This window comes from Flavihumibacter sp. CACIAM 22H1 (assembly GCF_001601815.1).
In the GTDB taxonomy this organism is placed as follows: Bacteria; Bacteroidota; Bacteroidia; order Chitinophagales; family Chitinophagaceae; genus Flavihumibacter.
Window position 1 is genome coordinate 4,248 of record NZ_LUKG01000093.1, and the last position, 11,724, is coordinate 15,971.

Below are 11,724 nucleotides of genomic sequence, written 5' to 3' on the forward strand. Positions count from 1 at the left end.
TATTTGTAACAATAGCCAGCGAGTACAAGGGTAAAAAATTTGATAGCCCCAATGATGCCGTTCTTCATCCCAGCGGAGCAATTTATTTTACCGACCCTCCTTACGGACTCGAAAAATTTATTGATGACAGTAGCAAGGCAGCTCCCTATCAGGGCGTATACCGGGTACGTACAACCGGAGAAGTAGATTTGCTGGTGGATAGCATACCCCGTCCAAACGGAATCGGCTTTTTGCCAGGTGGAAAAACCCTGCTGGTGGCGAATTCTGAATCGGAAAGAGCTATCTGGTATGCATACGACCTGGGACCAGGTGACAGCCTGGTGAACCCACGAATATTCTTTGACGCCAGTTCCTATGCAAAAACTGCCCCGGGCGGACCTGACGGCTTTAAAGTAGATGCAAAGGGCAATGTATTTGCCACCGGCCCGGGAGGTATCTGGATTTTCAATGCCGAAGGTAAACCCCTGGGAAGAATTAAACTTCCCGTGGCAAGTTCCAATGTAGCCTTGGCTGATGACGACAAAACGCTTTATATCACGGCCGACATGAACCTTTTACGGGTGAAACTTCGCTAACCGGTTAACAAACAGCTTATGCCAACACCTGAAACTACAGCCGCCGAATGGTGGCAACGGGGCCCATTGGAAGGATTGCTGCCCGTATTTCAGCCGTCCGCGCACGCAATACTGCAGGCAAGGGATGAGTTAATGCATGCCTTAACAGATTTCCCGGACGCACTGCTCTGGCAACCTTTATACGGTATGGCATCTGTTGGGTTTCATCTCCAGCACATAACAGGCGTTTTGGATCGCCTGTTGACCTATGCGCAGGGCCTTTCACTTACCAACGAACAGCTCCAATACCTGCAACAGGAAGGTAAAGCAGACGGTAACCAGACCTGTTCCGAACTACTTTTCCGCGTTTCCTACCAGGTACATAAAACACTGGCTGCCGTTGGAAAAATGCAAGCCGACGCACCGGAGCTGATCCGAACTATTGGCAGAAAAAAAATTCCCACTACACAACTGGGATTAGTATTTCATGCAGCAGAGCATATGATGCGCCATACCGGCCAGGTATTGGTAACAGCCCGTGTTCAACTAGAATTATACCAACAGGCAACTCAAAAAGAATGACAAAAAACAACACTATTCGTTGGGGTATACTCGGCGCAGGAAAAATTGCCCGCGCCTTTGCTACCGATTTTCAGTACCTGCAACAGGCCGAACTGGTTGCAGTAGCTTCCCGTAGCCCGGAAAAATCAGCCCAGTTTGCATCGGCATTTTCCATTCCTGAAACCTGTGATTATGCGGGTTTATACAACCATCCGCAACTTGATGCAATTTATATTGCTACCCCGCATAATTTCCATTTCGAACAGGCGGCACAGGCAATGCGCGCCGGTAAAGCTGTGCTTTGCGAAAAACCGGTAACCGTTCATCCAGGTCAATACCAACAATTGGTTGCACTTGCAAAACAGCAACAGGTTTTTCTTATGGAAGCTATGTGGACCTATTTTATTCCTGCTTTAGCAGAGGCAAAAAACTGGGTAACGGAGGGGCGTATAGGCGAATTAAAACGAATCCAGGCCGATTTCTGTTTCCCCTCCGGACCTGAAGTAGAGCGGTTATGGAATCCGGCACTGGCAGGTGGTTCCCTCCTTGATATCGGCATTTATCCCATTGCTTTTGCCAACTATTTCATGCACCAGAAGCCGCAGCGCATACAAGCTTCCGCCCGGCTTTCTTCCACAGGGGTGGATGAGTGCACGGGTATACATCTCGAATACAGCGGCACCAGTGCTAATCTGTATTCTTCAATTGTATCAAAAGGAACCAATACCGGTTATCTTTTTGGCAGCAATGGATATATTAAACTACCCTCCTTCTGGCGCTCTACCGCCATTGAACTTTACAACAACGAGGATGAATTAATAGACTGCTTTAGCGATGGCAGAACTACGAGGGGGTTTCATTTTGAAATGCAACATGTAACCGATTGTTTGCTGCAGGGTTTATCGGAAAGCCCGGTAATGAGCTTTGAAGAATCCATGCGAATTCAGGAAATAATGTGGGAAGTCAGGCAACAGATCGGCCTGCACTTCCCTTTAGAATAACACTTATTTTACCAGCAGTTCGTCAACAAATAACCAGGCCGGTTTTCCTTCGCCAGGATGGCCCTTGGGGCATGCAGGCAATACCTTTGCAGTAACCCTTATATAGCGGGTTTGTGTAGGCGCAAAGGCAATGCTGAAATCTTCCTGCATAGAAACCGTATTTTCAGGCGATGTTTTATTGCTATAAGTACCAACTTTTCTGAATTGTTTTCCATCCAACGACAGTTCCACCTGAACCGAACTTGGAAAAAATATCCAGTCTTTATAATGCTGCATACATCCCAACACCACTTGTTTCACAGTTTGTGCTTTTTGGAGATCAATTGTGGCAATCATATCCGTTCCACTGAATCCATGCCAGTACTTGCCAACCTGTTCGGTACCTCTGATGCCATCAGTTAAGGCATTGGGGCCGTCGGCCATATAAGAATTTGAATTAGGAAATTTATACTGCACATTCATTCCGGTTGCCCGGTGTTTTACAAAATGCTGAACAGCCGGTTCATTTCCTTTTGGTTTGCCATTTTTGACGGTTATCGCTTTCAGGGTTGCATTGCCGGTAATAGCCACAGGCGTGGTATAAACGGGGCTTGCTGTTGTAGGATAGCTGCCATCGAGCGTATAATGAATAGTGGCGTCGGGCGCTTCCGTATCAAGGGCTACTTTCAACTGTCCATTGCTGATTACCGGTTTTATGCCCACCGTAAAATTACCTTCGCTGAAACGAAGTCCCTTTTGAGCTAACCCGGTAAAATGAGTCTCCAACCGCTGCCGGAAATCGGTCCAGTTGCGTTTATCGGTCTGTGACCAGACTACCTCCGCCAATGCCAGCATCCTGGGTAGTAACATATATTCCAGGTGTTCCCTTGTTTCAATCGATTCTGTCCACAAATTAGCCTGTGCACCCAAAACATACTGTGCAAATTCAGTACCTTTTAATTCAACAGGAACAGGATCATAGGCATATACTTTTTTCAGTGGATTAAACCCGCCAAAGGCAATCGGTTCTCCAGCCGGACCGGCCTGATAATGGTCAAAATAAAGCGGTGATCCAGGTGTCATAATAACCGGGTGTTTCATTTTGGCCGCCTCTATTCCCCCGGCCTCTCCCCGCCAGCTCATAACTGTTGCCCCGGGTGCCAGCCCTCCTTCCAGTATTTCATCCCATCCAATAATCTGCCGGCCTTTGGAATTCAGATAACGCTCCATCCGTTTAATAAAATAACTCTGTAATTCATGCTCATCTTTCAATCCCTCTTTTTTCATCCTGGCCTGACATTTTGCACATGCTTTCCAGGCTGTTTTATCCACCTCATCGCCTCCTATATGAATCAGCGGAGAAGGAAACAACGCAATTACTTCATCCAGCACATCCTGCAGGAAAATATATACACTATCATTACCCGGACAATAATTCGTTTGTATACCGGAAGGGTACTGGCCACCAGTGATCAACGCCTGTTCCTGACCGGTACAGGATAACTGCGGATAAGCCGATACTGCTGCTACTGAATGGCCGGGCATTTCAATTTCCGGTATAACCGTAATATTTCGTTCGGCTGCATACGCCACTATTTCACGCACCTGGTCTTTTGTATAATAGCCTCCATAACTGGCTTTTTCTCCAGGTTGGGCAGCTTTGCGTTCATTCCAGGGTATACCAGATCTGTCCACCCTCCAAGCGGCCATATCAGTTAAAGCAGGATATTTATCAATCTGAATTCTCCAGCCCGGGTCATCGGTCAAATGCCAGTGAAATACGTTCATTTTATAGGAAGCCAGTAAATCAATAATGTCTTTCATAGCTTCCGGTGCAAAAAAATGGCGGCTTACATCTATCATTATACCCCTGTAACCAAACCGGGGCTGGTCTGTTATTTCCAGTACCGGAACCTGAAGGGGAGCATTGGTTCGGATAGCCGGCAAACATTGAAAAACAGATTGCATGCCGTATAGCAAACCGGCTTTTGTGGTTGCCGTGATACTGATTCTATTGGGCTGAACACTTAATTGATACCCTTCCTTATTAAGCGCGGGTAATTCTTTCAAAGAAAATTCGATAAAATTAGTACCTGCAGTACCGGTCGACAAGGAATAACCGGCGATTCGTTTGAGTTGGCTATTGAAAAAAGTAGCGGCGGCAGCCAGTTCTGCTTCTTTTCCATTTAGTTGAATGATGGTGGAAGGCAGAATTTGAAATATTCCCGTTCCCAACTTTGTTTCCATAGGAGCCGGAATGATGGATACCTGCTTATTACCAACCGGGTTTTGAGCAATCAACAGTTTTCCTGCCAGCACAAAAAATATACTAACTAACCAATAACAGCGCTTCATACTTTCAAATTGTAGCGCAAATTTAAACACTATCCGAAACCGTATGAATTTTATCAACCACGGATTTTGCCAGTTCAGCCAGTTTTTCTAATAATTGAGAGGGACGGCAAATGGTAACCACATCGCCAAACATGATGATCCACCTGGCAAAGCCCATCAGGGAGGGTGTCATAAACTGTAATTCAAAATTTTCGCCCAGTTCTGTTTCCCGGATCAGTCCCATATAATATTTCTGATCGCCCAGGTAATGAACGTATTTTTTGGGCAATTGTATAACCACTTCTGTAAGCGGCTGATCAGATTGTTCTTTTTGCAGGTATTCCTGCAAGGAAATATGTTTTTTAGAATAGGATTCTTCCGAAATGCGGAGTTCCGTTATACGATCTAGCCGAAAATCGCGATAGTCAGCCCGCATTCGGCAATAGGCAATCAGGTGCCATTGATTATTCATAAAAAACAGCCCAAGTGGTTCAATCAAACGGCTGGTTTTTTCTCTTTTATAATTAGAGAAATACTGAATTTTTACGGCTTTACGCAAGGCCACACTCGTCAGAATGGTTTGCTGAAACCTCGAGTCAGGTTCGATACCAGTAGACGTACAGTGCCGGTAAACCTCAATAAAACTTTCCACGTTCTCCAGGAGGTCTTTTTCGCTGGACCGTAGTACCGCCCTAACTTTATACATAGCCGACTGAAAAGAATCACGGGTTCCTGCATCCGTAAATTTGTCCACTAGTTTTTCTGCCGTAAGGAAAGAAAGGGCTTCTTCCCTGGTAAACATAACCGGGGGCAGCCGATAGCCTTCCATAATGGTATATCCCTGGCCCGCTTCGCCAATGATGGGAACGCCGGATTCTTCAATAGCTTTGACATCGCGGTATACCGTACGTAAACTGATATTAAACCGATCTGCAATTTCCTGGGCCTTCACCAGGCGGCGAGATTGCAGGTGAATCAGGATAGCCGTGAGGCGATCAATACGGTTCATACCGGTAATAATTGAAGATATGCATCAAATAAGGTTTGACTAAACATGCCCGTTCTGCCTTCTCCGATCAACTGGCCATCCACAGCAAAGATAGGATGTACTATTTTGGTGGTACTGCTAATAAATGCTTCACGGGCCGTTTTGAATTCATCCAGGTGAACCGGCCTGATTTCAACCGGCATTCTCGTTGCTGCGAGTTCCAGAATTTTTTTGCGCGTTATCCCCGGTAAAGCACCTGCTGCAGGTGTTACCAAAACACCCTGGCCGGTAATCAGGAAAACATTTGCCCGGGGACATTCGCTGATGAATCCTTGCTGATGATACAATACCTCATCAGCGCCCGCAGCTTTTATTTTATCCTGTAGCCAAACAGCCATCAGATAATCAATACTTTTTATTTCAGGTAATTGCCGAATGTGTTGATAGCTGATAAGCCGCAGGCCCTTAGCTGAAATTACTGAAGGTAATTCAACCGGCTGGCCATTCATCAGCAGGTTGGGCGTATGAATCGAATAGCCATCTGGTGCATAGCCCGCGGTAAGAGTTAACCGGAGGCCGGCATCGGTCCACTGGTTCCGTTCAATCAATTCAAAAACCTGGTCGGTAAGCTGCGCTCTGCTAACCGGAACAGACAAACGAAGTTGACGGGCTGAATTCCAGAACCTATCCAGGTGATCCTCCAGGAAAATAGGTTGTGCGGCCATGATCTTGAAATAATCGAACATTCCATAAGCCCTTTGCAGGGCCATATCCTGAATACCGATTACAGCTTCATCACTTTTACAGAGTGTTCCATTAACAAATGCATAATTCATTTGGTAGGGGGTATTTTTTTGTTGTCAATCAGTAAGGCCTTTAGTTTATCGAGTGGAATTGCAGCTATTTTATGCCCCTTGAATCCTGTTACGGATTGGGCCATGAACAGCGAATTCAGGATAGCTTCTTCTGTTGCTTCTATGGCAGCCATAAAGAGGGGCGAAACCGCATCGTTACCGAGCACCTGCATAGATTGTACAGGTATTTTTGCCTGATGAAGTACCCGGTTTTCTTTAAACGTTGAAAAAGCAATGCTGTAATCTCCGCTTCCATTGGATGCAATACCTCCGGTTTTCGCAAGTCCCAGAAATGCTCGTTTGGCAAGGCGCTCCAGGTTTCTGCTATCGAGCGGCGCATCTGTAGCAACCACAATCATGCAGGAGCCATCCACCCGGTTTTGCAAATGGTTGCTGAAGGAAAACTGTTTCCAGATTTCACCAACTGGTACTCCGTCTACCTGCAATACGCCTCCAAAATTAGACTGTACCAGCACCCCAACCGTGTAACCACCCAGGGTGGCCGGTAATTTGCGGGATGCCGTTCCGATACCACCCTTGAAATTAAAACAAACGGTACCGGCACCGGCCCCTACATTTCCCTGTTCAGGACTGCCTGTATGGGCAGCTGCAATTGCCTGCTGCACATGTGCCGCCTGCAAGTGCATACCCCGGATATCATTCAACCAACCGTCATTGGTTTCACCTACGAGGGCATTTACGGATTGTACGTCTTCATTGCCGGGCTGTTTCAGGGTATAGGCCACCAGGGCCTGCATAGCCACCGGAACACTGAGGGTATTGGTTAAAGCAATAGGGGTTTCAAGATTACCTAATTCCATTACCTGGGTGGAGCCGGCCAGTTTTCCGAAACCATTGCCAACAAATACGGCCGCAGGCACTTTTTCCTGAAACAGGTTGCCTTCATGCGGCAGTATTACCGTAACCCCGGTTCGTACGGAATCACCTTTTATCAAGGTATGATGGCCTACCCGTACGCCCTGCACATCTGTGATTGCGTTTAATGTACCAGGTTCCAGCACTCCAATCCGAAGACCTAATTGGCGGGCGGTTTGTGCCTGTATTCCGCTTGCAATACTGCGACAACAGGTAGTAGCAATAAGGATTAAACGACTGCTAGTTTTCATATTCAGGCATGTCTTGGATGTAAAAGTTTTGAAACCAGGCCCGTCCACCCTGTCTGGTGCGAAGCTCCCATTCCCCTGCCATTATCGCCGTGGAAATACTCGTAAAAAAGTATATAATCTTTAAAATAGGGATCTTTCTGAAGTATCTCATAATGCCCGAACACCGCCCTTCTACCCTGTTCGTCTGCCCGGAAGAGTTTTAACAATCGCTTCGACAATTCATCTGCCACCTGATCCAGGTTCAGGAATTTTCCACTTCCGGTGGGATACTCCACCTTGAGCGCATCGCCATAATAAAAATGATACCGCTGCAAGGATTCAATTAATAGGTAATTCAGCGGAAACCAGATTGGTCCGCGCCAGTTGGAATTGCCTCCGAACATACTGCTGTCGGATTCAGCCGGCAGGTATTTTACCCCAAAACGATTTCCATCTACCTGAATTTCATAAGGATGTTCTTCGTGGTATTTAGATAATGCCCGGAGCCCGTATTCACTCAGGAACTCTGTTTCATCCAATAGCCGGGTCAAAATTGCCACCAGTTTATCGGCCCTTATCAGGGATAAAAGGTGTTTGGAATTGGACAGCATATTAGACCACTCAGAAATTACAGATGCGTAGGAAGATTTATGTTTCAGGAACCAATCCATACGTTCCACAAATTCCGGGATCTGTTCAAAAAGCTCGTGTTCGATCACTTCCACGGCAAAGAGAGGAATGATACCCACCATTGACCGCACCCTTAATTTCTGTTCAGAACCATCCGGTTTTTTTAATACATCATAAAAGAACTGATCGTCTTCATCCCAAAGCCCATTTCCTTTTTCACCAAAACTATTCATGGCTTTGGCGATATACACAAAATGTTCAAAGAACTTCGTGGCCATATCTGCATAAACATGGTTGTACTTGGCCAGTTCCAGTGAAATACGAAGCAGGTTCAGGCAATACATGGCCATCCAGGAAGTTCCGTCACTTTGTTCGAGATGACCGCCGCCGGGAAGAGGGGCACTTCGGTCAAAAACCCCGATATTGTCGAGTCCAAGAAAGCCTCCCTGGAAAATATTGTTGCCATCGTGGTCTTTCCGGTTAACCCACCAGGTGAAATTGAGTAAAAGTTTATGATAAACCGATTCCAGGAATTTAATATCTCCCTGCCCATTGTTATTGATTTTATCAATTTCATACACCCGCCAGGTAGCCCAGGCATGGACCGGCGGATTAACATCACCGAGGTTCCATTCATAGGCAGGAAACTGTCCATTCGGATGCATATACCATTCCCGGGTAAGCAGGGTTAACTGCCCCTTTGTAAAAGCGGGATCCAGGTAAGCCAGCGGAATACAGTGAAAAGCAAGATCCCAGGCCGCATACCAGGGATATTCCCATTTATCAGGCATCGAAATGATATCGGCATTGTTCAGGTGCGTCCAGTCATTATTCCGGCCCCAGGCGCGGTTATGTGGTGCCGGCTTATTCGGATCGCCCTGCATCCATTGTTCAACATCATAATAGTAAAACTGCTTGCTCCATAACATGCCGGCAAATGCCTGCCGCTGAATCATGCGATCCTCCTGGTTGTGTACCACCCGTTGTTTATCGGCATAAAAAGCATCTGCTTCTGCCATTCGCTGCCAGAAAATGGCATCAAAATCATGAAACGGGTATTCCAGGGTATCTTTACTAAGCCTTAACTGAACGGTTATTGTTTCACCTGCCCGCACCATCAGGTTATAATGGGCAGCAGCTTTGGTGCCGGTTTTATTTTTGTTTACAACCGTCCTTTTCCGTTGAACGATGTAATCATTAATACCATCTTTGGCGATGGGCTGAATTCCTTTTTTACCATAAAGCCGCTTGGCATTGGTTTCATTTTCGCAGAAAAGAAGCTCGGGATTACCGTTGCAATACAAATGGTAATTACCAAGTTTCTGATGTTCAGCCACAACAGTGGTACCATCTGCCCGCATCACTGGTTTATAGTCATCTCGCCCCCATGACCAGGTATTCCGAAACCAAACGGTGGGTAATAATGAAATAGCGGCGGCTTCTTTATGCCTATTGGCAACGGAGATTTTAATGAGTATATCCGTAGGGCCGGCTTTTGCATACTCAAGGAATACGTCAAAATAATCGCCCCCGTCAAAAATGCCGGTATCCAGCAATTCATATTCAGCTTCTTCCCTGCTCCTACGATCGTTTTCTGCATAAAGCTGGTCATACGGAAAAGCCTGCTGTGGATACTTGTACAGCATTTTCATATAGGAATGCGTGGGCGTAGAATCCAGGTAATAATAAAGTTCTTTTACATCTTCTCCATGGTTTCCACGCGGCCCCGTTAATCCAAATAGCCGCTCTTTGATCCAGGGATCTTTTTTATTCCAAAGGCCCAGTGAAAAACACAGTTGCTGGCGGTGGTCGGAGATTCCTCCAATTCCGTCTTCGCCCCATCGGTATGCATAGGAACGGGCCATGTCATAAGAAACATATTCCCAGGTATTACCATCTTCACTGTAGTCTTCGCGTACCGTACCCCATTGACGATCAGACACATAGGGTCCCCATCTTTTCCACTTCGGATCATTAATTCGTTGCTGCTCTACATTCATCGCTTGCTGTTTCGGTTCGGGGGTAAAGATAAGGACTCAGGGCTTTTCGCATTTTCGGAATAAATCTGTATCTTAATTGGAACTCTAAAGCTTCAGTATGAAAAAAGTAGCAGACATCCTCGCCCGAAAAAACAGGCACCTGGTAAGTGTGGTTCCCAACACTACCGTACTTGATGCGCTTAAAATTATGAGCGATCATAATATTGGTTCCATACTGGTGATAGACCCGGCTGGCCAATACAGTGGAATTATGACAGAGCGGGATTATTCCCGTAAAGTAATCCTGAAGGGAAAATCTTCTACGGATACCAAAGTGCATGATATCATGTCTACTGAGTTGCCCCGGTTGAGCCCGGAGAGCACCATCGAGGAGTGTATGCAATTAATGTCGGCCAATAATATCCGTTACCTACCGGTATTCAATAATGATTACCTGGTCGGCATTGTTTCTGTCAATGATGTGATTAAAGCGGTGATAGCAAACCAGGAAGAAACCATTTCACATTTACAGTCTTATATTCACTCCTGATATAACAAAACTGATAGCGCCTTGAAATAGTTTTACACCCCGGCGGGTGAGGGTCGTTTATTGCACTATCTTTTTCTCCTTTACCGTTACCAGGTCTTTTAAATCGACCTGCATCGGTAGAAGACCGATTTTTACGACCGCTCTTTTGCCACGAATTTCAATTACTTCACCTACCTGGTGGTTGCGTTTCATTTTCACCTTACTGCCGACCACAATTTCCCCGGCAATTTCGTCAAACCTGGATTCGATTTTTTTCTGCAATTTGTTCACCACTTTGTGCTCATCCTTTTTGAAAAGCAGGGAAAACATTTCTTTCATCACTTTTTCTTTATCATCGGTTTTTTTCCACTCGATCAGGATCTGTTTTATCTTTCGATCCATATCCTTAAGGTAGGTGATCCGGTCTTCTGTTATTTTATTCTGGTGTTTCAGCAGCTCTACCTGTTGGCGATGTTTTTCTTTATCCATCACCTGTTCCATTTCTTTTTTCAGTCGCTCATTTTCGCGCAGCAGCTTATTCAGTTCCTTTTCTTTTTGTTCCAGCTCACGCAGGTCCTGTTCGGTCCTGTTCAGCAGCTTATCCAGTCTAAAATGATCTTCATCCACCATCGTCCTGGCCCGGTCGATCAAGCGTTTATCCAGTCCTATTCGTTGCGCAATAGAAAACGTGTAAGAGGATCCTGGTTTGCCTACAATCAGTTTATAAAGGGGAAGCAGGTTTTGCTCATCGAAGGCCATGGCCGCATTGATAATACCGGGCGTTTTATTGGCCATTACTTTCAGGTTAAGGTAATGGGTGGTTACAATACCCATGGCATGTTTTCTTGCCAGTTCCTCCATTATCACTTCAGCAAATGCACCGCCAAGGTTCGGATCAGAGCCGCTGCCCAGTTCGTCAATAAAAAAAAGGGTTTTACCATTGGCAACCTCCATGAAATATTTCATGTTTTTGAGGTGAGAGCTGTAAGTACTCAGTTCAAACTCAAGGCTTTGGGTATCGCCGATATGAATCATCAGCTGTTTAAAAATACCGAAAACAGAAGAAGGATGCACGGGCACCAGTAATCCTGCCTGCACCATCAGTTGGTTTAATCCAACGGTTTTCATGGTAACGGTTTTACCGCCGGCATTGGGGCCGCTGATCACCAGTATCCGGTTCTTTTCATCTAGTGTAAGACTTACCGGGAT

At 45.9% G+C, this 11,724-nt stretch carries 10 protein-coding genes; 4 read left to right on the plus strand and 6 right to left on the minus strand.

Annotated elements, in window-relative coordinates:
- From A1D16_RS18845 to A1D16_RS18855, 3 genes are all read left to right on the plus strand, one after another.
- On the plus strand, positions 1-575 hold a 575-nt coding region (locus A1D16_RS18845; RefSeq protein ID WP_290712389.1), incomplete at its 5' end, for an SMP-30/gluconolactonase/LRE family protein.
- Positions 576-593: 18 nt separating this feature from the next.
- Positions 594-1,136, plus strand: a complete 543-nt coding sequence (locus A1D16_RS18850) for a DinB family protein (protein WP_290712391.1) — start codon at positions 594-596, stop codon at positions 1,134-1,136.
- Positions 1,133-2,116, plus strand: a complete 984-nt coding sequence (locus A1D16_RS18855; protein ID WP_290712393.1) for a Gfo/Idh/MocA family oxidoreductase — start codon at positions 1,133-1,135, stop codon at positions 2,114-2,116. Before A1D16_RS18850 ends, A1D16_RS18855 begins: the two co-directional genes overlap by 4 nt.
- 3 nt (positions 2,117-2,119) lie before the next feature.
- Here the strand turns inward: A1D16_RS18855 and A1D16_RS18860 are convergent, their stop codons facing one another.
- From A1D16_RS18860 to A1D16_RS18880, 5 genes are read right to left on the minus strand one after another with little or no spacing between them, the layout of a single operon-like run.
- Complete coding sequence (locus A1D16_RS18860; RefSeq protein ID WP_290712395.1) at positions 2,120-4,450, minus strand: family 20 glycosylhydrolase; 2,331 nt, start codon at positions 4,448-4,450, stop codon at positions 2,120-2,122.
- 22 nt (positions 4,451-4,472) lie between these two features.
- Positions 4,473-5,438, minus strand: coding sequence for a YafY family protein (locus A1D16_RS18865; RefSeq protein WP_290712397.1), 966 nt, complete (start codon positions 5,436-5,438; stop codon positions 4,473-4,475).
- On the minus strand, positions 5,435-6,253 hold the full coding sequence (locus A1D16_RS18870; RefSeq protein ID WP_290712399.1) for an aminotransferase class IV: 819 nt from the start codon (positions 6,251-6,253) through the stop codon (positions 5,435-5,437). The genes A1D16_RS18865 and A1D16_RS18870 overlap by 4 nt, the downstream gene beginning before the upstream one ends.
- Positions 6,250-7,398: a P1 family peptidase gene (locus tag A1D16_RS18875; RefSeq protein WP_290712401.1), complete on the minus strand. Its 1,149-nt coding sequence runs from the start codon at positions 7,396-7,398 to the stop codon at positions 6,250-6,252. The genes A1D16_RS18870 and A1D16_RS18875 overlap by 4 nt, the downstream gene beginning before the upstream one ends.
- 2 nt (positions 7,399-7,400) lie before the next feature.
- A complete protein-coding gene (locus A1D16_RS18880) occupies positions 7,401-10,007 on the minus strand; it encodes a glucosidase (protein ID WP_290712403.1) in 2,607 nt (868 codons plus the stop codon).
- Between the two features lie 97 nt (positions 10,008-10,104).
- Here A1D16_RS18880 and A1D16_RS18885 point away from each other — a divergent pair, with 97 nt between their 5' ends.
- The gene (locus A1D16_RS18885) at positions 10,105-10,536 is read left to right on the plus strand and encodes a CBS domain-containing protein (protein WP_290712405.1); all 432 of its coding nucleotides are present in this window, start codon (positions 10,105-10,107) and stop codon (positions 10,534-10,536) included.
- Between the two features lie 57 nt (positions 10,537-10,593).
- Here A1D16_RS18885 and A1D16_RS18890 read toward each other — a convergent pair.
- The coding region (locus A1D16_RS18890; RefSeq protein ID WP_366207070.1) for a MutS2/Smr-associated SH3 domain-containing protein at positions 10,594-11,724 on the minus strand (1,131 nt) is incomplete at its 5' end.

Coding starts and splice junctions, on each gene's coding strand:
- A1D16_RS18850 (WP_290712391.1), top strand. CDS start 594: ATGCCAACACCTGAAACTACAGCCGCCGAATGGTGGCAACGGGGCCCA.
- A1D16_RS18885 (WP_290712405.1), top strand. CDS start 10,105: ATGAAAAAAGTAGCAGACATCCTCGCCCGAAAAAACAGGCACCTGGTA.
- A1D16_RS18855 (WP_290712393.1), top strand. CDS start 1,133: ATGACAAAAAACAACACTATTCGTTGGGGTATACTCGGCGCAGGAAAA.
- A1D16_RS18870 (WP_290712399.1), bottom strand. CDS start 6,253: ATGAATTATGCATTTGTTAATGGAACACTCTGTAAAAGTGATGAAGCT.
- A1D16_RS18875 (WP_290712401.1), bottom strand. CDS start 7,398: ATGAAAACTAGCAGTCGTTTAATCCTTATTGCTACTACCTGTTGTCGC.
- A1D16_RS18865 (WP_290712397.1), bottom strand. CDS start 5,438: ATGAACCGTATTGATCGCCTCACGGCTATCCTGATTCACCTGCAATCT.
- A1D16_RS18860 (WP_290712395.1), bottom strand. CDS start 4,450: ATGAAGCGCTGTTATTGGTTAGTTAGTATATTTTTTGTGCTGGCAGGA.
- A1D16_RS18880 (WP_290712403.1), bottom strand. CDS start 10,007: ATGAATGTAGAGCAGCAACGAATTAATGATCCGAAGTGGAAAAGATGG.